The 24647-nt window shown below is 41.3% G+C and carries 18 protein-coding genes, 20 tRNA genes and 2 rRNA genes; 38 read left to right on the forward strand and 2 right to left on the reverse strand.

Annotated elements, in window-relative coordinates; translation table 11 throughout:
* Nucleotides 1-41 precede the first annotated feature (41 nt).
* The 22 genes from AC4PHB_RS03020 (at nt 42) to AC4PHB_RS03125 (ending at nt 5666) form a co-directional block, all read left to right on the forward strand.
* Nucleotides 42-2981: ribosomal RNA gene (locus tag AC4PHB_RS03020) — 23S ribosomal RNA — on the forward strand.
* A 139-nt stretch (nt 2982-3120) separates the two neighbouring features.
* Nucleotides 3121-3237, forward strand: a 5S ribosomal RNA gene (rrf, locus tag AC4PHB_RS03025).
* Between the two features lie 179 nt (nt 3238-3416).
* Nucleotides 3417-3491: transfer RNA gene (locus AC4PHB_RS03030), tRNA-Asn, on the forward strand.
* A gap of 6 nt (nt 3492-3497) precedes the next feature.
* A tRNA-Leu gene (locus tag AC4PHB_RS03035) sits at nt 3498-3585 on the forward strand.
* A gap of 33 nt (nt 3586-3618) precedes the next feature.
* A tRNA-Met gene (locus tag AC4PHB_RS03040) sits at nt 3619-3695 on the forward strand.
* A 73-nt stretch (nt 3696-3768) separates the two neighbouring features.
* Nucleotides 3769-3845, forward strand: a tRNA-Met gene (locus AC4PHB_RS03045).
* A gap of 17 nt (nt 3846-3862) precedes the next feature.
* Nucleotides 3863-3937 (forward strand) — tRNA-Glu (locus AC4PHB_RS03050).
* 8 nt (nt 3938-3945) lie between these two features.
* Nucleotides 3946-4021 (forward strand) — tRNA-Val (locus tag AC4PHB_RS03055).
* A gap of 110 nt (nt 4022-4131) precedes the next feature.
* A tRNA-Asp gene (locus AC4PHB_RS03060) sits at nt 4132-4208 on the forward strand.
* 104 nt (nt 4209-4312) lie between these two features.
* Nucleotides 4313-4388: transfer RNA gene (locus AC4PHB_RS03065), tRNA-Thr, on the forward strand.
* A gap of 65 nt (nt 4389-4453) precedes the next feature.
* Nucleotides 4454-4538: transfer RNA gene (locus AC4PHB_RS03070), tRNA-Tyr, on the forward strand.
* A gap of 18 nt (nt 4539-4556) precedes the next feature.
* Nucleotides 4557-4630, forward strand: a tRNA-Gly gene (locus AC4PHB_RS03075).
* A 25-nt stretch (nt 4631-4655) separates the two neighbouring features.
* A tRNA-Arg gene (locus AC4PHB_RS03080) sits at nt 4656-4732 on the forward strand.
* 6 nt (nt 4733-4738) lie between these two features.
* Nucleotides 4739-4815, forward strand: a tRNA-Gln gene (locus tag AC4PHB_RS03085).
* 58 nt (nt 4816-4873) lie between these two features.
* Nucleotides 4874-4949: transfer RNA gene (locus tag AC4PHB_RS03090), tRNA-Lys, on the forward strand.
* 3 nt (nt 4950-4952) lie between these two features.
* Nucleotides 4953-5043 (forward strand) — tRNA-Ser (locus AC4PHB_RS03095).
* A gap of 3 nt (nt 5044-5046) precedes the next feature.
* Nucleotides 5047-5138, forward strand: a tRNA-Ser gene (locus AC4PHB_RS03100).
* A gap of 8 nt (nt 5139-5146) precedes the next feature.
* A tRNA-Ile gene (locus AC4PHB_RS03105) sits at nt 5147-5223 on the forward strand.
* A 22-nt stretch (nt 5224-5245) separates the two neighbouring features.
* A tRNA-Phe gene (locus AC4PHB_RS03110) sits at nt 5246-5321 on the forward strand.
* Between the two features lie 80 nt (nt 5322-5401).
* Nucleotides 5402-5475, forward strand: a tRNA-Trp gene (locus AC4PHB_RS03115).
* A 14-nt stretch (nt 5476-5489) separates the two neighbouring features.
* Nucleotides 5490-5566: transfer RNA gene (locus AC4PHB_RS03120), tRNA-Ile, on the forward strand.
* Between the two features lie 23 nt (nt 5567-5589).
* A tRNA-Ile gene (locus AC4PHB_RS03125) sits at nt 5590-5666 on the forward strand.
* 37 nt (nt 5667-5703) lie between these two features.
* On the opposite strand, the gene AC4PHB_RS03130 is transcribed toward AC4PHB_RS03125, so the two are convergent.
* A complete protein-coding gene (locus tag AC4PHB_RS03130; RefSeq protein ID WP_492137190.1) occupies nt 5704-6681 on the reverse strand; it encodes a ribonuclease H-like domain-containing protein in 978 nt (325 codons plus the stop codon).
* A 100-nt stretch (nt 6682-6781) separates the two neighbouring features.
* Between AC4PHB_RS03130 and AC4PHB_RS03135 the strand changes: the two genes are divergently transcribed.
* Complete coding sequence (locus AC4PHB_RS03135; RefSeq protein ID WP_492137191.1) at nt 6782-7561, forward strand: IclR family transcriptional regulator; 780 nt, start codon at nt 6782-6784, stop codon at nt 7559-7561.
* A 64-nt stretch (nt 7562-7625) separates the two neighbouring features.
* Here the strand turns inward: AC4PHB_RS03135 and AC4PHB_RS03140 are convergent, their stop codons facing one another.
* Nucleotides 7626-8609 (reverse strand): asparaginase, encoded by a 984-nt coding sequence (locus AC4PHB_RS03140; protein ID WP_492137192.1) that lies wholly within the window; start codon nt 8607-8609, stop codon nt 7626-7628.
* Nucleotides 8610-8942: 333 nt separating this feature from the next.
* Here AC4PHB_RS03140 and AC4PHB_RS03145 point away from each other — a divergent pair, with 333 nt between their 5' ends.
* The 15 genes from AC4PHB_RS03145 to AC4PHB_RS03215 all read left to right on the forward strand — a co-directional run bounded on the left by AC4PHB_RS03145 (nt 8943) and on the right by AC4PHB_RS03215 (nt 24583).
* Complete coding sequence (locus AC4PHB_RS03145; RefSeq protein WP_492137193.1) at nt 8943-9539, forward strand: lactate utilization protein; 597 nt, start codon at nt 8943-8945, stop codon at nt 9537-9539.
* A gap of 11 nt (nt 9540-9550) precedes the next feature.
* Nucleotides 9551-10705 (forward strand): cysteine desulfurase family protein, encoded by a 1155-nt coding sequence (locus AC4PHB_RS03150; RefSeq protein ID WP_492137194.1) that lies wholly within the window; start codon nt 9551-9553, stop codon nt 10703-10705.
* 4 nt (nt 10706-10709) lie between these two features.
* Complete coding sequence (thiI, locus tag AC4PHB_RS03155) at nt 10710-11879, forward strand: tRNA uracil 4-sulfurtransferase ThiI (protein ID WP_492137195.1); 1170 nt, start codon at nt 10710-10712, stop codon at nt 11877-11879.
* 227 nt (nt 11880-12106) lie between these two features.
* Entirely contained in the window at nt 12107-12646 is a 540-nt protein-coding gene (locus AC4PHB_RS03160) for a helix-turn-helix domain-containing protein (RefSeq protein ID WP_492137196.1), read from the forward strand.
* Between the two features lie 15 nt (nt 12647-12661).
* On the forward strand, nt 12662-13717 hold the full coding sequence (potA, locus tag AC4PHB_RS03165) for a spermidine/putrescine ABC transporter ATP-binding protein (protein ID WP_492137197.1): 1056 nt from the start codon (nt 12662-12664) through the stop codon (nt 13715-13717).
* On the forward strand, nt 13707-14549 hold the full coding sequence (locus AC4PHB_RS03170; protein WP_492137198.1) for an ABC transporter permease: 843 nt from the start codon (nt 13707-13709) through the stop codon (nt 14547-14549). Before potA ends, AC4PHB_RS03170 begins: the two co-directional genes overlap by 11 nt.
* Nucleotides 14543-15334: an ABC transporter permease gene (locus AC4PHB_RS03175; protein ID WP_492137199.1), complete on the forward strand. Its 792-nt coding sequence runs from the start codon at nt 14543-14545 to the stop codon at nt 15332-15334. The genes AC4PHB_RS03170 and AC4PHB_RS03175 overlap by 7 nt, the downstream gene beginning before the upstream one ends.
* A gap of 4 nt (nt 15335-15338) precedes the next feature.
* Complete coding sequence (locus AC4PHB_RS03180; RefSeq protein ID WP_492137200.1) at nt 15339-16379, forward strand: ABC transporter substrate-binding protein; 1041 nt, start codon at nt 15339-15341, stop codon at nt 16377-16379.
* A gap of 103 nt (nt 16380-16482) precedes the next feature.
* Entirely contained in the window at nt 16483-18111 is a 1629-nt protein-coding gene (locus AC4PHB_RS03185) for an MBL fold metallo-hydrolase RNA specificity domain-containing protein (RefSeq protein ID WP_492137201.1), read from the forward strand.
* Between the two features lie 9 nt (nt 18112-18120).
* Nucleotides 18121-19113 (forward strand): lipoate--protein ligase, encoded by a 993-nt coding sequence (lplA, locus tag AC4PHB_RS03190; RefSeq protein ID WP_492137202.1) that lies wholly within the window; start codon nt 18121-18123, stop codon nt 19111-19113.
* The gene (locus AC4PHB_RS03195; RefSeq protein WP_492137203.1) at nt 19106-20272 is read left to right on the forward strand and encodes a GNAT family N-acetyltransferase; all 1167 of its coding nucleotides are present in this window, start codon (nt 19106-19108) and stop codon (nt 20270-20272) included. Before lplA ends, AC4PHB_RS03195 begins: the two co-directional genes overlap by 8 nt.
* A 14-nt stretch (nt 20273-20286) precedes the next feature.
* Complete coding sequence (mltG, locus tag AC4PHB_RS03200) at nt 20287-21297, forward strand: endolytic transglycosylase MltG (protein ID WP_492137204.1); 1011 nt, start codon at nt 20287-20289, stop codon at nt 21295-21297.
* 171 nt (nt 21298-21468) lie between these two features.
* Nucleotides 21469-21720, forward strand: coding sequence for a (2Fe-2S) ferredoxin domain-containing protein (locus AC4PHB_RS03205; RefSeq protein WP_492137205.1), 252 nt, complete (start codon nt 21469-21471; stop codon nt 21718-21720).
* Entirely contained in the window at nt 21707-23407 is a 1701-nt protein-coding gene (locus tag AC4PHB_RS03210) for a [Fe-Fe] hydrogenase large subunit C-terminal domain-containing protein (protein ID WP_492137206.1), read from the forward strand. Before AC4PHB_RS03205 ends, AC4PHB_RS03210 begins: the two co-directional genes overlap by 14 nt.
* Before the next feature lie 3 nt (nt 23408-23410).
* Nucleotides 23411-24583 carry a SpoIIE family protein phosphatase gene (locus AC4PHB_RS03215; protein ID WP_492137207.1) on the forward strand — a complete coding sequence of 391 codons (1173 nt, stop codon included), beginning with the start codon at nt 23411-23413 and terminating at the stop codon, nt 24581-24583.
* Nucleotides 24584-24647 lie beyond the last annotated feature (64 nt).

The raw sequence follows: 24647 nt of genomic DNA on the forward strand, positions 1-24647 counted from the left end.
CATTGAAAACTAAATCTAATAAAAAGAACAAACATGAAATAGGTCAAGTTATTAAGAGCATAGGGCGAATGCCTTGGCACCAAGAGCCGAAGAAGGACGGGATAAGCACCGAAATGCTACGGGGAGTCGCAAATAGACGTCGATCCGTAGATATCCGAATGGGGGAACCCACTTGAGCAACCCTCAAGTACTCATGACCCAATAAAATAAGTCATGAGAGGTAGACCAGGGGAACTGAAACATCTAAGTACCCTGAGGAAGAGAAAGAAACATCGATTTTCAAAGTAGCGGCGAGCGAAATGGAAAGAGCCCAAACCTGATTTATCAGGGGTTGAGGACACAGCAAAAGATTGAGTGATCCATAGTCGAAGAAAGCTGGGAAGCTTTGCGAAACAAGGTGATAGCCCTGTAGACGAAATGGAATACTCACAGGCTGTGCTCCAGAGTACCACGGGACACGAGAAATCCCGTGGGAAGCAGGGAGGCCCACCTCCCAAGGCTAAATACTACTTGGTGACCGATAGTGAACAGTACCGTGAGGGAAAGGCGAAAAGAACCCCGGGAGGGGAGTGAAATAGAACCTGAAACCCTATGCTTACAAGCAGTGGAAGCACGTTAAAAGTGTGACCGCGTACTTTTTGTAGAACGGGCCAGCGAGTTATGATATGCAGCGAGGTTAAGTAATTAAGTTACGGAGCCGTAGGGAAACCGAGTCTTAACAGGGCGAATATAGTTGCATGTCATAGACCCGAAACCGGGTGACCTATCCATGGGCAGAGTGAAGTTTTAGTAAAATAAAATGGAGGCTCGAACCCGGTAGCGTTTAAAAGCTATGGGATGACCTGTGGATAGGGGTGAAAAGCCAATCGAACTCGGAGATAGCTGGTTCTCCTCGAAATAGCTTTAGGGCTAGCCTCAAGAGAGAATGAGATGGAGGTAGAGCACTGAATGGTCTAGGGGCACATAGTGTTACCAAAACCTATCAAACTCCGAATGCCATACTCATAAGCTTGGGAGTCAGACTGTGGGGGATAAGCTTCATAGTCAAAAGGGAAAGAGCCCAGATCACCAGCTAAGGTCCCAAAATTCTGATTAAGTGGTAAAGGATGTGAGGTTTCACAGACAACCAGGATGTTGGCTTAGAAGCAGCCATACATTTAAAGAGTGCGTAATAGCTCACTGGTCGAGAGACCTTGCGCCGAAGATTTCCGGGGCTAAAATCAGATACCGAAGCTGTGGGATGTATTAATACATCGGTAGAGGAGCATTGTGTAAGGGACGAAGGTGTACCGAAAGGAGCGCTGGACATTACACAAGAGAGAATGCTGGCATAAGTAGCGAAAGGTGAGTGAGAATCTCACCCGTCGAAAACCTAAGGTTTCCTGAGGAAGGCTCGTCCACTCAGGGTAAGTCGGGACCTAAGCCAAGGCTGAAAAGCGTAGGTGATGGACAACAGGTTATGATTCCTGTACTGGAGGTATTCGTTAATAGAGAAGTGGGGACGCAGGAGGATATGCAGAGCGTGCGATTGGAAGAGCACGTCTAAGCACGTAGGGAGAGAAGACAGGCAAATCCGTTTTCTTAGAAATCCTGAGGTGTGATGGGGATCGAAAAACAAGTAGAGAAGCTGCAGACTCCACACTGCCAAGAAAAGCCACTATCGAGAATATTTTCACCCGTACCGCAAACCGACACAGGTAGGTGAGGAGAGAATCCTAAGACGAGCGGAAGAACCTTTGTTAAGGAACTCGGCAAAATAGCCCCGTAACTTCGGGAGAAGGGGTGCCACTTGGAGTGGATATCATACGATATACAAGCTTTGGGTGGCCGCAGTGAAAAGGCCCAAGCGACTGTTTACCAAAAACACAACTCTCTGCTAAGTCGAAAGACGAAGTATAGGGGGTGACACCTGCCCGGTGCTGGAAGGTTAAGGGGAATGCTTAGAGGGAAACTTCGAAGGTGTGAACTTAAGCCCCAGTAAACGGCGGCCGTAACTATAACGGTCCTAAGGTAGCGAAATTCCTTGTCGGGTAAGTTCCGACCCGCACGAAAGGTGTAACGATTTGGGCACTGTCTCAACAAAGGATCCGGTGAAATTGTAGTACTCGTGAAGATGCGAGTTACCCGCGACAGGACGGAAAGACCCCGTGGAGCTTTACTGCAGGCTGACATTGGATTTTGGCATTGCATGTACAGGATAGGTGGGAGGCATAGAAGCAAGTGCGCCAGTATTTGTGGAGCCAACCTTGGGATACCACTCTTGTGATGCTGAAATTCTAACCTGGCACCGTGAACCCGGTGTGGGGACACTGTCAGTTGGGCAGTTTGACTGGGGCGGTCGCCTCCTAAAAAGTAACGGAGGCGCTCAAAGGTTTCCTCAGCACGGTCGGAAATCGTGCGAAGAGTGTAAAGGCAGAAGGAAGCTTGACTGCGACACCAACAAGTGGAGCAGGAACGAAAGTTGGACTTAGTGATCCGGTGGTACCGCGTGGAAGGGCCATCGCTCAACGGATAAAAGCTACCCCGGGGATAACAGGCTTATACCCCCCAAGAGTCCACATCGACGGGGGTGTTTGGCACCTCGATGTCGGCTCGTCTCATCCTGGGGCTGAAGTAGGTCCCAAGGGTTGGGCTGTTCGCCCATTAAAGAGGCACGCGAGCTGGGTTCAGAACGTCGTGAGACAGTTCGGTCCCTATCCGTCGTGGGCGCAGGAAATTTGAGAGGAGCTGTCCTTAGTACGAGAGGACCGGGATGGACAAACCTATGGTGAATCAGTTGTCTTGCCAAAGGCATGGCTGAGTAGCTAAGTTTGGACGGGATAAGTGCTGAAGGCATCTAAGCACGAAGCCCCCCTCAAGATGAGATTTCCCATCATGAAAGTGAGTAAGACACCAGGAAGACGACCTGGTAGATAGGTCTCAGGTGAAAGAGCAGCAATGCTTGAAGCTAAGAGATACTAATATGTCGAGGACTTGACCTAAGTCAGTGAACAGTGAATAGTGAACAGTGAATAGTGATTGTCATTCTGAGCGTAAGCGAAGAATCTTAGCTGAGAACTGTGAATTGTAAATTGTGAATTGTAGTAAGTAGTGTTTGTTCTATAGTAGATTTAGTTTTCGTCTGGTGACGATAGCAAGAGGGAGACACCTGTACCCATACCGAACACAGAAGTTAAGCCTCTTAACGCCGATGGTACTTGGTTGGAAACGACCTGGGAGAGTAGGAAGTTGCCAGTCTAATGACCTAACTTAGCGAACGAAAGTGAGCTTTAGTAGGTCAGATGTCGCGCAGTCCAGATCTATGATTTGGCTAACGCAGCCGACTAATGACCTAACTTAGCGAACGAAAGTGAGCTTTAGTAGGTCAGATGTCGCGCAGTCCAAATCTATGATTTGGCTAACGCAGCCGACTCTATTCTTAGGTAGCTCAATGGCGGAGCAACCGGCTGTTAACCGGTAGGTTGTGGGTTCGAGTCCCACCCTGAGAGCCAGAGTATGCCGGGGTGGCGGAACTGGCAGACGCACAGGACTTAAAATCCTGCGACCCTTAAAGTCGTACCGGTTCGATTCCGGTCCTCGGCACCATAACTCTATGGCACAAAAGGGTTAAAATATTGACGCGGGATGGAGCAGTCTGGTAGCTCGTCGGGCTCATAACCCGGAGGTCGTAGGTTCAAATCCTGCTCCCGCAACCATTATATCTGTCATAGCGACAGCGGAGACACCCATTTTGGTGTACCCGGAGGGTGCAAACATAATGTCTAACGTGGCGGCGTAGCTCAGTTGGCTAGAGCATGCGGTTCATACCCGCAGTGTCAGCGGTTCAAATCCGTTCGCCGCTACCAATTTTCAATTAAATCAAGGCCCTATGGTCAAGCGGTTAAGACACCGCCCTTTCACGGCGGTAACCCGGGTTCGAATCCCGGTAGGGTCACCAAAAAAAGTGGGCGCATAGCTCAGTTGGGAGAGCACCTGCCTTACAAGCAGGGGGTCACAGGTTCGAGCCCTGTTGTGCCCACCACTTTTATCAATGAACAATTTACAATGCACAATGCACAATTAAAAAGACCCGTAAGTAAGTCGCAAATAATTGTTAACTGTGAATTGTGAACTGTGATTTTAACTACCATTGGCCTGGTAGTTCAGTTGGTTAGAATGCCAGCCTGTCACGCTGGAGGTCGAGGGTTCGAGTCCCTTCCAGGTCGCCACAATTCAACTAATAGTGAATAAGTAAGAGTGAATAACGAAAGACCCAAAAGAGAGACCCGAATAACTATTCACTGTTCACTGATAAATTATTCACTGCAATATTGCTGGCGTAGCTCAATCGGCAGAGCAACTGACTTGTAATCAGTAGGTTGGGGGTTCAATTCCTCTCGCCAGCTCCAAAAGTGCTCCGCAGGACAAGAGAAAATGTCCTTTAGGGTTTGATACATAACAAGGGAATAGATATGGAGGAGTTCCCGAGTGGCCAAAGGGGACGGACTGTAAATCCGTTAGCTAAGCTTTCAGTGGTTCAAATCCACTCTCCTCCACCAATTAAACTTAATAAATATGCGGGTGTAGCTCAGTGGTAGAGCCCCAGCCTTCCAAGCTGGTTGCGAGGGTTCGATTCCCTTCACCCGCTCCAGTAAACTCTTAAAGCTTATAATCATGCACCTATAGCTCAGTAGGATAGAGCAACGGACTTCTAATCCGTGTGCCGGGGGTTCGAATCCTCCTAGGTGCACCATAGTGTTGGGGTGTAGCCAAGTCGGTAAGGCACTAGACTTTGACTCTAGCATTCCACAGGTTCGAGTCCTGTCACCCCAGCCATTTTTACCTAGTTCACTTATACTGCATGCAGTATATTTTTTTACCAATAATATAATATGATCCATTAGCTCAGTCGGTAGAGCACCTGACTTTTAATCAGGGTGTCCCGCGTTCGAGTCGCGGATGGATCACCATTTGGAGAGGTACCGAAGCGGTCATAACGGGGCGGTCTTGAAAACCGTTAGGGCTTTGCGGCCCACGTGGGTTCGAATCCCACCCTCTCCGCCATAAGGAGAAGTACTCAAGTGGCTGAAGAGGCTCCCCTGCTAAGGGAGTAGGTCCTGATAAGGGGCGCGAGGGTTCAAATCCCTCCTTCTCCGCCATAAGATGGGGGCCTTTAGCTCAGTCGGTTAGAGCGCCCGGCTCATAACCGGTAGGTCCGGGGTTCGAGTCCCTGAAGGCCCACCAACTACATAAAATGTAGTTACCTGCCCAGATAGCTCAGTCGGTAGAGCAGTGGACTGAAAATCCACGTGTCGCTGGTTCGATTCCGGCTCTGGGCACCATCCCATCTATTCACAATCTCCAATTTATTCATTGCATCCCATGATGCGTTGATGGATTGTATTGTGAATTATTTTAATACAGGGGCGTAGTTAAACGGTATAACAGCGGTCTCCAAAACCGTCGATGAGGGTTCGATTCCTTCCGCCCCTGCCATTTTTATTTAGCAAGGACTTGTAGCTCAGGCGGTTAGAGCGCACGCCTGATAAGCGTGAGGTCGGTGGTTCGAGTCCACCCAGGTCCACCACCATTTATCATTAAATGATAAATGGGCCTTTAGCTCAGTCGGTTAGAGCGCCCGGCTCATAACCGGTAGGTCCGGGGTTCGAGTCCCTGAAGGCCCACCAAAGAGAAAAACTCATCGCTATGATGAGTTTTACTGTTTTAAACTAATATTTCTGAAAGCTGCCTTATTATCAAGGATTTGATATTATCAGTATTCAGATTTCTTCCTGCCGATACTATTATATATCCGTTAGGGATTCTCATATCCATGTTTGAGAAGCCCTCTTCTGAGATTCCGAGATTAACAACGTCTATCAGGGCAACCTTGAGATCACTCTCGCTTATCGCATAGATTATCTCATAGGCTATGTTGAAAGTGTTGTCATCCCTTAGATCCAATGACCAACCTTGAGCATAATAGCGTATAGGGACATCGCTGTCTGAAGTATAGGTCCCATTTATGAGCAACATCTCTTCAATAATTCCAAGCTCCTTAATATACAGATTTATGGTTTGGCCATTGTTAACGACCCTTACTGTTTTACTATCGCCGACTATTTGGATAAGCCTTAGCAATTCAGGCATAGAGCAAAGATCATCGTGATTATGCTTTAAGACGATTTCTCTCAAAGCAGCTGAGCCCGTTTTAATAAATTCTTTATAGAAATCAATACATTCTTTACCAGAGTACTGATCTTCCCGCAAAATTCCTAAGCTCTCTTCAACAGTCTTAAGCTTAAGATTGGGAAAAGCGAAAAAATCACTATTATTTTTAAGAAGCTTATAAAGATCCAATGACTCTATGGGCGTCATAGAAATAGAATGCTTATCCATTCTAGCCTTAATGAAGGGAAGATCGAAGGAATCCCCGTTATAAGTGACGACAAGAGTTCTTGAATTGAGATAGGGTAAAAGAGCTGAAAGTATATCATTTTCCTCCGAAGAATTTTCAGCAAATAATTGCTCTATAAACCATTTCTTTTTCTCGGATTCATAATAGGCAAGACCTATAAGATATATCCAGTTATACTCTCTTGAAAGTCCAGTGGTTTCAATGTCCAGGATCAGAAGCTTCTTAAGATCTACGAATGTGTATTCCCCAGGACTGGGACTGATAGGTATTTTTAGAATTTCCATAAATCACAGCTCCTTAATGCATTTAGACTGCAAATAGTGCTTTTACTGATGGGAAAAATAGTATACAATAATTATATCATATATTTGGGAGGAAGCCGATTTGGAAATAGAGACTAAACAGCGGAAAACCATAGGTTCAGTGATAAAGGCCGTGGAGATAATTAATTATATTGCTGAAAGCGAACAAGAAATGGGTGCAACTGAAATCAGCGAGGGCTTAGGCTATGGTGTAAGCGCAACCTATCACCTGCTAAATACCCTTAAAGAGTCAAACTTTATCACTCAGAACGAGAGGACCAAAAAATATCAGCTAAGCTTGAAGCTGTGGCAGCTGGGCATGAAAGCATTTAGCCAAAATAATCTTGGCGCAGCTCTGAGACAGTTTCTCGTGAAGCTTAAGAAGGAGACAGGGGAGACTGCCAATCTTACAGTTTTGGATAGAAAATCTATTGTTTACATTGCACAGGAGGAAAGTGACAAGCTAATAAAAATGTTCACGAAGACAGGAGCTACTGCGCCTTTACATTGCACAGCATCGGGGAAGATTTTTCTTGCGTATATGGATGACAGTAAGAGGGATGAAATCCTCAAGGATTATGTAATGACTAAATTCACTAGGAATACCATCACCACGAAGAAACAGCTTTTTAGTGAACTGAAGGTCATACGGGAGAAGGGCTATGGCTTCGACGTAGAGGAACGAGACGATGATGTATCTTGTGTAGCTGCTCCTGTATTTGGAGCCAACGGTGAGGTTTTAGCATGTATTTCTATATCCGGACCTCATACCAGATTTACTGAAGAAAATAAGCTTAAGTGGATTGAGATAATTTTGCAGGTGTCAAAGGATGCCTCAGCGTTCCTGAATAACGAAAAATAAGAAATAGTAATAACGCCTCAGACTGATCAAATATCTGAGGCGTTATTACTTAAATGAATAAATTTCAGATTGTTTTTTCGAATAAATCTTTTATTCTATCCATATCCTTGGTCATCCCAAGTATAAGCATCAGCTTGATCCTTGCTTTTTGTCCAGGCAGATTTCCTCCAAATATTACTCCCATATCTCTTAAATGCTTTCCTCCACCCTCATAACCATAAGTATATAAAACCCTTCCTGTATTGCATCTTGATACAAGGACGACAGGGATGCCAGAAAATATTGCTTGTTTTATACCGCCGATCATCTGTGGAGGTACATTGCCTCTCCCGAGACCCTCGATCACGATGCCTTTGTAGCCAGACTCAATATAAAAACTGAAGATATCTGACCCAAGCCCTGGGACGGCCTTTATTAGGGCTACCTTTTGTTCAAGCCTGTCGGTTTCTATTCTTTGTCTGTCAGGTATACTCCTATAATAGATCACTTCATCGTTATCTACGATACCAAGCGGTCCAAATTCCGGTGATTTGAAAGTATCCAGAGATAGGGTATTTGTCTTTGTTACTTGACTTGCTGCATTTACTTCATTATTCATCACTACAAGGACACCCTTATCCCTGGATTTGGGAGAAAGAGCGGTACATATTGCCGCCGCCAGGTTGCTTGAACCGTCATACCCCAGTTCTGAAAAGTTTCTCATTGCTCCTACCAGGATAACAGGCTTTGGTGTATCCAATAGAAGATCTAGAAGATAAGCTGTTTCTTCAAGAGTATCAGTACCATGGGTTATTATTATACCAGTAATCGATTCGTTCTCAGAAAGCACCTTGGTTTTTTTATAGAGCTCCATCATTATATCCGGAGTAATGTGAGGGCTGGGCAGATTTGAGAAATTGATTATCTCAAGATCAGTCAAGTCCTCGACATTTTTTATCATCCCGAGGATCTCATCCGCATTCAGTGCTGGTATAGCAGCATGGAGATCCGGATCGATCTTCATAGCTATAGTTCCACCTGTAAAAATCATAGCGAGTTTATGCTTCATAATACCCTCCACGTTATTTTGTGATTTTGATAATCTTATCCTACAAACCCTTCAATAAAATAGTAACACGAACTAGGAAAAAAAAGAAGACTCCGTATTTGGAGTCTTTCATCCCATTTACACAGGATGGAACAAAACCGTTCAAAAGGGGTATTGGGAATAGAGATCTTACTTGAGGCTACCAGGGGGATAACCTCATATAGATTATAACAAATATGATATTTAGACGCAAGAACATATTGATATTTATTATCAATAATCTAGAAAACAGTTTAAAATGGGGAAAATATTGGATATAATGTTAGAAGTTAGTTACAAGAAAGGAGAGAGAGCATGGATAAGGCTGTCAGAGCATTGCAAAAGAATGGTTTTGGTGTGAGAGTTTTTGATACAAAAGAAGAGGCTGTATCTGCATTGATGGAGGATATCAAAATTGATGAAACGGTTGGCTTAGGAGGTTCCATTACTCTCCAGGATATGGGGATCTACAGTCATTTAACTGAAAGAGGGAACACTGTATACTGGCACTGGAAGGCTGAGGATAAAGGTGCTGCACTAAGAAATGCTGCGAGCTCAAAGGTATACATAACAAGTTCGAATGCAGTTACTGAGGATGGCAAGCTGGTTAATAAAGATGGCACTGGGAATAGGGTATCATCAATGTTCTATGGACATGAAAGAGTGTACATAGTTGCAGGAAGAAACAAAGTGGTAAGAAATTATGGGGATGCCATTTACAGGATAGAACACACTGCAGCACCTTTGAATGCAAAGAGGCTTAATCTTACTACACCCTGTGTTTACACCGGTGTATGCGGGGACTGTGATTCACCGCAACGTATTTGTAATATCGAGACTGTTATTAATAAAAAACCTGGTGGTGTTGGTAAGATTGTCATTTATCTGGTCAATGAAGAACTGGGTTACTAAGAGGTGAGAGCTTGATTTATCTTGATAATTGTGCAACTACCCGTCCTAAACCTGAGGTGGTCGCTGCAGTGGCTAGGACAATGGCAGAAGAGTTTGGGAATCCTTCCTCTCTTCATAGACTCGGTCTAAGAGCAGAAAAGCTTGTGAAGGAAGCAAGAATCCGTACTGCCGATTTTCTCAAGGTTCATGAAAGTGAAATATACTTTACTTCTGGTGGTACTGAGAGCAACAATATTGTGGTCCAGGGAGTTGCAAGTATTAGGTCCGGTAGAGGAAAGCATATAGTAACTACATCAATAGAACACCCAGCTATTATGAACACATTGAAACATCTGGAAAAGAAAGGCTTCGACATAACCTGGCTAAAGAATGATAGCTATGGAAGGATAGACGTCAATGAACTGAAGGAATCACTTAGAGAGGACACAATCCTGGTTACATTAATACATGTTAATAACGAAGTAGGTATTATCCAGGATATTGAGGAAATTAGTAAAGTACTTGGCAATTTAAAATCTAAGCCCCATTTTCACCTGGATGGAGTACAATCCTTTGCGAAACTACCCCTTTCCCTAAAGGCTTGGGGTGTTGACAGCTATGCATTTAGTGGTCATAAGCTTCATGGGCCAAAGGGAATCGGAGGGCTGTATCTCAGTTCCAAAATCCATATACCACCCTTGTGCTTCGGAGGAAACCAGGAAAAAGGCTTAAGATCAGGAACTGAGAATGTACCAGGTATAGTAGGGCTTTCAACAGCCTTGTCACTTGTTTCTAAGGACAGCAGTCATGAGTTGGCTCATGTCAAGAACCTTAAATCTTTGATGATAGATCTATTGACTGAAGCTGTACCGGAAATAAGGATCAATTCTCCAGAGGATCGATTATTTTCCCCTTATATATTAAATGTTTCTATACCAGGAACAAGAGGAGAGGTGATGGTTCATACTCTGGAGGATAAAGATATTTACTTATCAACCACTTCTGCATGTTCGTCAAAAGGAGTAGGTAGAAGCCACGTACTCGAGGCAATTGGGCTGGACGATAAATGTATCGAAGGAACATTGAGAATAAGTTTTTCGATGGAGAACACGGAAGATGATATCAGGATCGCAGCCAGAGAGATATCAAATGCAGCAGTTGAAATCAGAAGTATAATGAGGAGATGATCAGTTGGATAGGGTTTTAAGTGTCAGCCTGGGAGAAGTTGTTCTTAAGGGGTTGAACAGGAAGTATTTTGAGGACAAGCTGATTAAAAATATCAGACGAGCTCTGGAAGGTCTTGGTGATATTTCCATATACAAGGAACAGGGAAAGATTTATATCGAAGGACTTGAAGGCAACGAAGATATTGCAGTAAATAGACTTAAGAAGGTATTTGGTCTTGTATACATCAGCCCCTGCATTAGAACAACCACAGAAATGGAGGACATAAGGCAAGCTTCACTTTTGGCGGTCAAGGAGTTCACTGATCAAGTGGACAAAGTGTTTACATTCAAAGTTGACGTAACCAGATCAGATAAAAGGTATCCTCTCAAGTCACCTGATATATCGAGGGATATAGGCGGTCATATCCTTAAAAATTCTGGAAATCTAAGCGTAGATGTACACAATCCTCAGATACTTGTGAGAGTTGATGTGAAGGAAAAAGGATATGTTTATATAAAGAGAGACAAAGCCTTTGGAGGATTGCCTGTAGGGACAAACGGTAGAGGTCTGCTTCTTTTATCAGGCGGGATCGACAGCCATGTCGCAGGGTTTTTGATGGCAAAAAGAGGAGTTGATATTGACTGTATCCATTTTCACTCATATCCTTTCACCTCTGAAAGAGCTGAGGAAAAGATATATGATCTTGCCAGGATCATGGCAAGATATACGGGACCATTGAAAATTTTCAGCGTCAATCTTTTAAGTATCCAGAAGGAAATCGGAAGATGCTGTCCTGAGGATGAAATGACGATAATATCAAGAAGATTTATGATGAGAATAGCTGAAAAACTGGCAACCCCCAGAGGTTATGACGCATTGATAACCGGTGAGAATTTGGGCCAGGTAGCCAGCCAAACCATTCAAAGTGTGGATGTTATAAACAGATCAGCTGGCATGCCTATCCTAAGACCTTTGATAGGCATGGACAAGGTCGACATCATCAAGTGGTCAAAGGACATTGAGACATATGAGACCTCAATACAACCATTTGAAGATTGCTGCTCAGTTTTCCTTCCGAAGCATCCCGTCACGAAGCCAAAGCTTGTTGATATTTTAAGTTCGGAGAGCAATCTGGATGTAGAGGGATTGATAGAGGATGCCTTATCAAACCTTAAGATCGTTAATATTGAATAAAGCATATAAATTTCACAGAACCGAAAGGTTCTGTTTTTTTTGTAGTGCATTGGTAAACTTTAAGTTTAGTCAATTGAAGCAGTAATTAGGTTTTACAACACAGAACAAACTGTTTCAGTGATTATTTTTATTGACACTGACTGTTTCCTACACTATAATTAAATGGTGAATGTTTAGTGATTATAAACAAATTGTTTAGTGATATATGATTTCCAAGGGGGTGTGTCATGAATATCGGAGAAAAAATAAAGGCACTTCGGGTCAAGAAGAATCTTACTCAGGAGGAATTGGCAGACAGATGTGAGTTGACAAAGGGATTCATATCGCAGCTGGAAAGAGACCTGACCTCTCCGTCAATAGCTACGCTTATGGATATATTGGAAGGCCTGGGGACTAATCTTAGAGACTTTTTCAATGAAGCGACTGAGGAAAAAATTGTATTCCGCAAGGAAGATGCCTTTGAAACAACCAATGATGAGTTAAAGTATACCTTAAGATGGATAATACCAAATGCGCAGAAGAACCTTATGGAGCCCATCCTTTTAAGCTTGCAGCCGGGAGGAAAAACAAAGGAGGACAACCCACATGAAGGTGAGGAATTTGGATACGTACTTCAAGGTGCTATTCATGTGAACCTGGGAGCTGAGAAGCATAAAGTCAAAAAGGGCGAAAGCTTCTACTACAGAACTAATAGTGATCACTCGATATCAAACGCTGGAAAAACTGAGGCAACATTCATATGGGTGAGCACTCCTCCTAATTTTTAGTAAGGAAGTGATAGAATGACGAAATTAAATGCAATAGATTTGGTTGATATATCAAAAGATTTTGGGGACACTACAGTTCTCGAGAATATAAGTCTATATATTCGACAAAATGAGTTCCTTACTCTGCTTGGACCGAGTGGGTGCGGAAAAACCACAACCTTGAGGATCATAGGAGGCTTTGAAGCCCCTTCTTCCGGCAAAGTGATATTTGAAGGGAAGGACATAACTAAACAGCCACCGTATCTGAGACAAATCAACACCGTATTTCAGAAATATGCTCTATTTCCTCACCTAAATGTATTTGAGAATATTGCTTTTGGACTTCGGATAAAAAAAATACCTAATGCTGACATAGCTCCTAGAGTTGCTGAGATGCTCAGGCTTGTCAACCTTACAGGCTATGAGAAAAGAGACATCGACTCATTAAGTGGTGGTCAACAGCAAAGAATTGCAATAGCAAGAGCACTTGTAAATGAACCAAAGGTTTTGTTGCTTGATGAACCTCTTGGAGCCCTTGATCTTAAGCTAAGAAAAGAAATGCAGATGGAGCTTAAGAAAATACAGAAAAGTGTAGGGATCACCTTTGTGTATGTAACACATGACCAGGAGGAAGCTCTTACAATGTCTGACACCATAGTAGTAATGGACAAGGGTAGAATTCAGCAGATAGGTACCCCGACCGATATATACAATGAACCAAAAAATAGGTTTGTAGCAAGATTTATCGGGGAAAGCAATATAATTGAAGGCACAATGCTTGAGGACTATAGGGTAGAATTTGCAGGGAAGGTATTTCCATGCGTCGATAAAGGATTTGAAAAAGAAGAACCTGTAGATATTGTAATAAGACCTGAGGACCTTGATATAGTGCCTGTTGAAGATGGCCAGATCACTGGAAGGGTAATAAGTGTTACCTTCAAGGGAGTTCATTATGAGATGGAGGTACAAAACGGCAGCTTTATTTGGACAATACATTCTACAATAATGAAGGAAGTTGATACAGAAATCGGTATGAGGGTCATCCCTGAAAACATACACATCATGAAGAGGAGCGTGGGTGATGAGGATTAGAAATACTGCCTTTCCTTATTTCATATGGCTTGGGATATTTATAGTGGTACCTCTATTTCTTGTATTGTACTTTGCCTTCACAACAGGAGACAGCCAGACATTATCCGAATTCACTTTCAGCCTGGATAATTATAAGAGGTTTTTAACCCCCATCTACCTGAATGTTTTTTATCGATCGATTTGGCTGGCGGTTGTTTCAACCGCAATCTGTCTGGTGCTGGGATATCCTATAGCATTTATAATCAGTAAGGAAAGACCAAAAACAAGAAATGTCATGGTATTGATGCTGGTAATACCAATGTGGATGAACTTCCTCTTAAGGACATATGCATGGCTGACATTACTAGGGAAAAATGGGATAATAAATTATATTGCAGGGAGATTGGGTTTTCAAGGTCTTGATCTACTATATAATGACACTGCTGTACTGCTTGGGATGGTTTATAACTTCCTTCCATTTATGGTGCTGCCAATTTTTTCTGTAATGTCAAAAATGGATAGAAATCTTATAGAAGCAGCTGAAGACCTTGGTGCAGACAGGAGAAGGACATTTCTTAAGGTTATTTTTCCTTTAAGTCTGCCAGGTGTAATAACAGGGATAACTATGGTTTTTATACCTGCAGTGAGTACCTTTGTAATATCAAGTCTTTTGGGGGGGAATAAATCAACTCTGATCGGGAACCTTATTGAACAACAGTTCAGATATACAGGAGACTGGCACTTTGGATCCTCAATGTCAATAATACTGATGGTCTTTATTCTCCTTTCAATGGCATTGACCTCCAAATTCGATAAAGAGAAGGAAGGAGAAGGAGGTGGGGGCTTATGGTAGAAAAGAGTCTCAAGCGACTTTATACCTTTATGATCTTTTTGTTTCTCTATGCTCCTATTTTAGTGCTGATTGTTTTTTCCTTCAATGATTCAAAATCCAGGGGAGTATGGAATGGTTTCACTTTGAGGTGGTATTTCGAGCTATTTAAGGACAGAGAGGTTCTCAGAGCATTATATTACACTATTTTTATAGCCATAACATCATCGCTGATTTCAACGATAATCGGAACCTTTGCGGCAATAGGGATATATGGAATGAATGGCTTAGGGAAGAAGTTGGTTTTGAACCTGAACTATCTGCCGGTCCTGAATCCGGATATAGTAACAGCCGTTGCGTTGATGACGCTATTTAGATTCGTTAAGCTGGAGTTTGGCGTTCTTACAATGCTTCTGGCACACGTTACGTTCTGTCTCCCATATGTTATACTTTCGATCCTGCCGAAACTTAAGCAGATGAATAAACACCTGGCTGAGGCGGCCATGGACCTTGGCGCAACACCATTTTATGCTTTGAGGAAAGTTGTGATACCTGAGATCATGCCTGGTATAATAACAGGAGCCCTTTTGGCTTTCACGTTGTCTATAGATGATTTTGTAATAAGCTTTTTTACTACAGGACATGGGATATCAAATCTGAGCATAACTATTTTCTCTATGGCAAGAAGAGGCATCAATCCTGTTATAAATGCACTTTCGACGCTTATGTTCATTACTATGGTATCATTGCTTATGATAATAAACTATAGGACAGAAAAGCAGGAAAAATCTTTTGAGGAAAGAAGGTAGTAAGATGAAAAGGAGAGTTGGATTTATTTTGATAATGGCACTGGTAATTTCAGTGATCATATCAGGGTGTGGGGGTAAAAAGCCCTCAATTAACGTCTACAACTGGGGAGACTATATAGAACCAGAGGTATTGAGCATGTTTGAAGAGGAGTATGGAGTTAAGGTAGTTTACGACACATATGCAACAAACGAGGACCTATATATCAAACTTAAACAGGGTGGCAGCAGTTATGATGTCATAATACCTTCTGATTACATGATAGAGAGAATGATAAAAGAAGATCTACTTGCGAAAATCAATATGGGCAATATAGATCAGCTAAGCAATGTGGATGAAAAATTCATGGGGCTCGACTATGATCCAACCAATGAGTATTCAGTCCCATATATGTGGGGTACTGTAGGAATAATCTACAATAAATCTATGGTTTCAAGGCCGTTAACAAGCTGGGCGGATTTATGGGATGATGAATTTTCCGGACAAATCATAATGCTGAATAGTCAGAGAGATACTCTGGCAGTTGCACTCAAAAAATTAGGCTATTCAATGAATACAAGAGATATCAAAGAGCTTGAAGAAGCCAGAGATGAGCTGATCGCTCAAAAGCCTTTGGTTTACGCTTACCTGGGAGACGAGGTCAAGGGAGTAATGACAGGCGGAGAGGCAGCTATTGCAGTGGTATGGTCGGGAGATGCCGTAGCAATGATGCAGGAAAATGAGGATCTGGAGTATGTATTACCTGTAGAAGGAACAAACCTTTGGTTTGATGCTATGGTGATCCCAAAGAATGCAGAGAATCAAACTGATGCAGAGAAATTTATAAACTTCATGACTAGACCAGATATAGCAGCAATAAATGCTGAGTATATTGGTTATTCATCACCAATCCCTGCAGCCGTAGAAATGCTTCCAGAGGAGATACAAAACAGTCCTGTAGCTTATCCGGCAGATAACCTACTGGAGAACACAGAGATTTTCAAGGACCCTCAGGATATTCTATCCGAATATGACAGAATATGGACCGAAATAACGAGTGCACAATAAATTCAGGGTGGCTGCCTAATTATGAGGTAGCCATCTGTTTTTCATTAGTGCTATAATAATATGTAGATAGTCTTTTACATCTGACAAAACAGGAGGGGATCGCATGAATCTTAGTTTTTTTGGAGCGACTGAAATGGTAACAGGTTCAAATTACATGCTTTCAACAGAGCACCATAATATTCTGATAGACTGCGGAATGTTTCAGGGGAACCAGGAAAAAGAGAAGATGAATTTCAGAGAGTTTCCTTTTAATCCTGCTGATGTAGATATCTTGATCTTAACTCATGCACATATCGACCATAGCGGCAGGATCCCCAAACTTGTCAAAGAAGGCTTTAGAGGAAGAATAATAGCTACTAAGGCAACCTTTGATCTTTGCACCATTATGTTGTTGGACAGTGCTAAAATTCAAGAATCAGATGCTGAGTGGGACAATAGGAAGAGACAAAGAGCCGGTCTGCCAATGATCGAACCATTGTATACAAGCGAAGATGCAGAGCAAAGCCTAAAGTACTTTGAAACATACCTATATGAACAGAAAGTGGACATAAATGGAGAAATCTCCTTAAGATTTAGAGATGCAGGACATATTCTTGGTTCCTCAATCCTTGAGCTGTGGATAAATGAAAAGGGATCTTTAACAAAGCTGGTATTCTCAGGAGACATAGGAATGCCAGGAAGGCCTATCATTAACACCCCAGAGTTTATAGAGGATGCTGACTATCTGATAATGGAATCTACCTATGGAGATACGATCCATCCACCATTTAAGGAAAGTACTGCGAAAATGATAAGGATCATAGACGAAACTGCTGAAAGGGGAGGTACAGTCTTAATTCCATCATTTGCGGTTGGGAGGACACAGGAGCTTATATACGAGCTAAACCACTATTATGAATATGGCGATATTGAACAGCACATGAGGGTACCTATCTATATTGACAGTCCCATGGCTATAAATGCAACCGAGATATTCCAAAGAAATTCTGGGAGCTTTAACAAGGAAACACAGGAACTGATCCTGAGTGGGGATAACCCATTCTCCTTTGATAATCTACATTATGTAAGAAGCCAGGAAGAGTCTATGGCGCTGAATAAATCTTCTTACCCAAAGGTAATAATCTCCGCTAGCGGGATGGCTAATGCGGGTCGAATAAGACACCATCTAAAGCACAATATCTGGGATCCAAAAAATTCACTGATATTTGTTGGATATCAGGCTGAGGGAACTCTTGGAAGGATACTGCTTGACGGAGTAAAAAGAGTCAAGATATTAGGTGAGGAATTAAACGTTGCACTTCAGATCCATAATCTAGAGGGATTTTCAGGCCATGCAGATCAGCCCTTCCTCTTGAAATGGCTGGGTGAGTTTAAGAAGAAACCGAGAAAAATATTCCTTGTCCATGGTGAAAAAGAGGTTTCTCAAATATTTGCTAAAGAAATCGAAAAGGCCTATGGGATCAACTGTATTATCCCTAAGCTCGGAAACACCTATAGTGTAGCAGTCGACGCCATTGAGGTAGAAAAGGGAATCACTATGGAACCCGAGATACTTAAGGAACAAATATCCAAGGAGCTTGAAAGTGTGTATAATCAGTTCAATGCATTGATCAGCCGATCCAATGGATTATTTGACGAAAAACTGCTTGAAAAGGATTTTGATTTATTAAAGAATAAATTGCTTGAGCTACAGGGACAACTTATGGATTTAAATATGATGATAGGGAAATAGGAGGCTGGAATGAAATATATTACTAATCTTTCTAATGATCCGCATTATAATCTGGCTTTTGAAGAATTTTGCTTCAAAAACCTTCCTGAGGGTGAAGATTATGTCTTTCTCTGGATAAATGGTCCAGCAATCATAGTTGGGAAAAATCAGAACACTATAGAGGAGATCAACCAGGAATTTGTAAGAGAGAATGACATTAAGGTAGTCCGCAGAATAACCGGAGGTGGGGCTGTATATCATGACCTCGGCAATCTTAACTTTTCGATCTTTACAAAATCTGAGGGTAAAGAGCGAATCGATTTCGGGCAAATAAATATACCTATCTTGAAGTCACTTGAGCGATTCGGTATCGAAGCCAAGCTTTCGGGCAGAAACGATTTGACAGTCGATGAGAAGAAGGTTTCAGGTATCGCGCAGTCGGTATGGAAGGGCAGGATTCTAAACCATGGGACTATACTATTTGATACTGATTTAACAGTGCTGTCAAAGGCATTAAACGTAAGGGCGGACAAGTATGAATCCAAGGGTGTAAAATCTGTCCGCTCCAGAGTGACAAATATAAAGCCATATATGAAGGATAATGTAGACATATCAAAGTTCAAGGAGATGCTCCTGGAGTATATATTTGAGTATTCCGGCGAGGACAAGATTGAATATGTGTTGTCAGAAGAACAGCTTCAAGATATAAACACGCTATATAAGGAGAAGTACAGTACCTGGGAATGGAATTATGGAGAGTCCCCTGACTTTGGAGTCAAGAACTACAGAAAATTCCCGGTTGGAGGTATAGAAGTTAGGGTTCAGGTCAAGTCGGGTGTGATCAATGATATCAGGATTTTTGGAGATTTCTTTGGAACAAGGGACATAGCAGAATTGGAAAATGCCCTCAAGGGAACAAAGTATGAAAGAAAAAGTCTGGAGGAGTTATTTGGAGCCATAGCTCTGCAGGACTTCTTCGGTGCCATAGACAATAACGATTTTATTGAGCTTTTAATTGAATAATATTCTGGGAGATGAAAAATTGGCCATCGGGGATGAAGTTCTAATTAAGAGTGTTGAAACTAAAAGCGACTTAAAGCAGTTTGTAGACCTTCAATACAGACTTTACAGGGGCGATCCGGGTTGGATACCTCCTTTAAGAGCAGAACAGCTAAAATATGTTGATGGGGTAGGTAATTATTTAAAGCAGGCAGGGCCCAGCATTAAGCTATTGGCACTAAGAAATGGCGAGGTTGTGGGCAGGCTTCTTGTAGGCATCAATGATGAGTTGAATCATGATAAAGGTTTGAAGGCTGGGTATTTATCATTATTTGAATCTGTCGATGATGAAATAGTATCATCTAAATTGCTTGGTTTTGCTGAAGAATGGTTGAAGAGTAAGGGGATGGACCACATGAAGGGACCATTCTCACTTCCAGGTGGAGATGACAACAGAGGATTTCTCTTGGACAATTTCAATGATCCGACTATGATCATGAACACCTACAATAAAAGCTATTACCCAAGGATGTTCGAGAATTTCGGATTCGAGAAGTATCATGATGTATTTGCATATATAAGCGACAGCAGAAATGAAAATATAAAAAGGTATGAAAAGCTTGTCCCATATGCAATGGAGAGAAATCATTTCACAGTTGATAAGATCCGATTGAAGGAAATTCAACTGGAGATGGAGGATGTAAAAAAGATAATTGAAAAGGCAATGCCAAAGGAGTGGCTTGATTTTGTTCCTCCAAATGATGAGGAGATACAACTCATAGCAAAGCAGCTGGTACCATATGCTGATGAAGACCTTATTTATATTGCTAGAAATCTAAAGGGAGAACCCATAGGCTTCAATATTGCTCTGCCGGATTATAATGAGGTTTTGTCTAAAATGAATGGCAGTCTTTTTCCCTTAGGAATTTTTAAGTTTCTCTTCTACCGTAAGAGAATCAAAGGGTTGAGATTTTTTGTTTTATTCGTGATACCTGAGTATAGGAATAAAGGAGTCTCCTCTGCCATCTATTACCATATTTTCAAGGCCGCAGTAGAAAAGGGGTATACCCACGTTGAAGGCTCTACGATTTGGGATTATAATGAACAGATGAAGCTTGACATTGAAAAATATGGTGGTAAGATTTACAAGACCTATAGGATATATACGAAAAAAATCGATTAATAGTGAGGGATCACATGAAAAAGTTATTTTTAGTTTTGCTTTTAATAGTCCTTGTGACAGGTATAGGAGGTTTCTTTTTCCTACCGGGATATCTTTCAAAAACTTATAATCAAGGACCAGTCGAAATAGTTGTCGAACCTGGAGATTATCTGGGGGCAATCGCTGAAGATATATATGAGAAAGGTATAATAAAAAGCAGGCTTTGGTTTAGGTACAAGGGCCAGGAGATTGCCACGAACATTAAACCAGGAACCTATACACTCGAGACTGGAAAGGGCATAGATGAGATATACAGACTTATACAGCTTGGAGAGCAGGAAATACCTGTGGTGGTTACTTTCCCTGAGGGCTTTATATTATACCAGTTTGCACAAAAAATTGAGGAGTCTGGATTGGGCACAGCTGATGATTTCATTGAAGCCACAGAATTGATATTTGAAGAGAACTACAGCGAAGGAGTAGCATCCGAAGAACTTTATTTCAAACTAGAGGGTTATTTATTCCCGGACACATACCATTTCTCAAAAAAACAAAGCCTTAATGAAATAGTAAAAACCTTGACAGGAACGATGGATAAATTTTGGACACCAGAGGTTGAGCTGAAAAGAGAAGATTTGGGGTTGACAAGACACCAGGTCATCACTATTGCTTCACTTATCGAAAGGGAAGCATACAACGATGCAGAGAGAAAAACCGTAAGTGGTGTGATCTACAACAGATTAGAGCAAGGAATGCATCTTCAAATAGATGCAACAGTGATATACGGGATAGGCGAAGGTAAAGAGCACATGACAAGGGTTCTCTATTCTGACCTGGAAAAGGAGAATCCCTTTAATACGTATAAGAATCGGGATCTGCCTCCTGGACCTATAGCATCACCCGGTATGAATTCCTTATTGGCAGCTATTGACCCTGAAGAGCATGATTATCTCTATTATGTTATGGGCGAAAATGGGCATGTATTTGCCAAGACATATAACGAGCACCTTAGAAACGTAGAAAAGTATAGAGCTATCCAGCAATAACAAAATCCCTGCGAAATTTCGCAGGGGTTTAAATGTTTAACATAAAATAGAAATTTATTTAGGATGATAGAACTTGACGAAGTGACCGATAAATTGTTAAAATTTTAACTATATACTGTATGTATTATTTAACTTGTGCTTTAGATTTTAGAATAAGATGGAGGTGTATCAGTGATAATCGAAGTATGTGTTGGAAGCTCATGCCATATAAAAGGTTCCTATGACGTTGTGAAGGAGATGCAGAGATTTTTTGAGGAAAAAGGGATTTCAGGTTTGGTAGAGATTAGAGGTAGTTTTTGCATGGGTCATTGCACTGAAGGTGTTAGTATTAAAATTAATGGCTCGATTTTTCCTGCTTCAAAGGAAAATGTTGCATCAATTCTTGAAGAAAAATGGCAGGAGTCTCAAAATGAACATAATTAGCATTAAAGAAGCGAATTGCAGGAATTGCTACAAATGTGTGCGCGCTTGTCCTGTTAAAGCTATAAGATTTCACGAGAATCAAGCAATAATTAACGCTGAATCGTGCATTGCATGCGGGCAGTGCTTTATTTCATGTCCACAAAATGCAAGAGACATACTGAGCGATTTAGAAAAAGTATCAAAGGCATTGATAGAGAAGAAAAGAATTGTAGCACTAATTGCACCTTCATTCGCTGGATTCTACAAAAACAAGGGTGGATTCATACAAGGGTTGCAAATGCTAGGTTTCAATGAGGTTGTCGAGGTTTCTAGCGGAGCTGAAGAAGTGTCAAAAGCCTATATGGATTATATTATGAAAGAGCACCCCACTTATGCAATTACCAGCTGTTGTCCAACGGTGAATCTTCTAATCAGGAGGTATTATAGTAACTTGACAAAATACCTCCTACCAGTAGTCTCACCAATGATAGCAACAGGAAAAGCAGTAAAACTGGCTGACAATAATCAGTTTACAGTTTTTATAGGACCATGCTTGAGTAAGAAATGTGAGTCCAATTCAGTTCGTAATGAAGGCATAATTGACGCAGTAATTACATTTGAGGAGATTGATAAGCTATTTCATGAAGAAAATATTTCAATAGATTCCCTTCCTGGAGTATTTCCATCTGTTTGGGGAAGAATCAATGGAAACAGCTATCCTCTCAAAGGGCAAATAGGGACTGGATTTAATGAGAAGCTTAGCATCGAGGGGTATGATTTTTTTCATGTTGAAGGCATTAATCAAGTTAAAGAAGTTCTGAAAGAGTTGGAAGAAGGGAACATTGAAAAAGCATTCATAGAACTTAATGCATGCTACGAATCTTGTATATCTGGCCCATGTATTCCAAAGAATTGTTATAGTATGTTTCTAAGAAAACAGTTAGTCAAGCAACATGTAGCAAAGGGTTGGTGTAATGAGAGCAACATACTTCCGTATGATAAAATCAACATGGGATTTAACCATTTAAGTAGCCCAATCTCAAAACAATACCACTCTGAGGAAGAAATCAACAGAACGTTAGCTAGGATGGGTAAAACTGAGAAGAAAGACGAATTAGACTGCAGTGCCTGTGGATATGATAACTGCAGAGCAAAAGCAGCAGCTGTTATTGAGGGTATGTCTGATGTAGAAATGTGCATGCCTTTTATGAGAACAAGGGCAGAGCACATGAGTGATATGATTTTCTATAATTCACCTAATATGATTTTTGTTCTTGATGAGGATCTATCGATTTTACAGATGAATCCATCTGCAGAAATTACTTTTAGACATAAAGCAAGTGAGCTAAAATTCTTGCCTATTTCTTATTTATTGGATGATTTCTATTTTAAAGAGGTCAGCGAAACAAAAGAAAATTCACTTAATCGTAGAGTCTTTTACGAAAAACATGAGTTGGTCGTTATTCAAAGTATTCTACATTTGCCTAAAGACAATCAGATTCTTGTAATTATGTCGGACATAACAGAATCAGAGCAAAGAAGAAAGGACTATCAGAAAATGAAGGAAAACACGATAGAGATTACAAACAAGGTTATAGAAAAGCAAATGCGAGTTGCACATGAAATAGCAAGTCTTTTAGGTGAAACTACTGCTGAAACGAAAATTGCTTTAAACAGATTAAAAGAGATAGTTAAGGAGGAAATATAGTCAATGGGATACTTCATCGATGTAGCCCCTCTGTCTATTAACAAATATGGTGAGGAGCTTTGTGGTGATCAAATAGAAATCCTTGATACAAAAAATGGGAAAATTATGGTTTTATCTGATGGGCTAGGCAGCGGGGTTAAGGCAAATATCTTAGCTACGTTAACCTCGAAAATTGCTGTTACAATGTTGAAGGAAGAAGCTACTTTGGAAGATACCTTGGAAACCATATTAGCAACCCTGCCAATTTGCTCCGTTAGAAAACTGTCATATTCTACATTCACAATTCTTCAGATTAGTGAGAAGGGTGAAGTTAGTATAGTCGAATTTGACAATCCTTCCTTCTTTTTATTTAAAGGTGGTGAAATTAATCTACCCACTAAGAAAAAACGAGAAATACATGGTAAAGTGCTATATGAATCTAAATTTAATATGGTTCCCGGGGATTATCTGACTATTATTTCAGATGGGATTGTCCATGCTGGTGTAGGACGATTATTGAATTTAGGGTGGCAGTGGGAAAATATTAGTGAATATATTAAGAGTTTATCTCTTAAGAAGGAAGGTGCAGGGATACTTTCACATGAGTTGATCGGACATACACAAATTCTATATGACCTCAAACCTGGAGATGATGCCAGCGTACTTTCTATAACACTAAAGGAAAAGCAAACTCTCAATTTATTTACAGGGCCTCCTAAAAATCCTAATCAGGATAGACTCTACTTTGAAGAATATAAAAAGGCATTTGGATTAAAGGTAGTGTCAGGAGGTACAACTGCAAATATAATCTCATCATTTTTGGAAGTACCACTTATTGTAGATCTAAGCGACATCAATTCTAAGCTCCCGCCCATTGCTAACATGGAAGGGGCAGATCTAGTAACAGAAGGGATATTAACACTAAGTGAGGTTCTTTTCTTATTGAAAGAGTATGTACAAGGAAGTCGAAGTATTGAACTGATTAATAGGCTGCGTGAAGAAGATGCAGCATCAAGACTCGTAAAACTCATACTGAATGAAGCCACAGAAATTAAAATTTGGCATGGGAACGCAGTAAACCCAGCTCACCAGGGAGGGGCATTTACTTATAACTACACGTATAAGGTGTCTCTCATTAATGAGTTAAAAGATGCTTTGGAAGCTTTGGGAAGAAAGGTAAGTATAATATCAATATAGCAACAATATTACACTGTATAATATCAAATTTAGATAGATGGATTTTGAAATATTGATTAATAGT

The organism is Gudongella sp. QWL-04, from assembly GCF_058683975.1.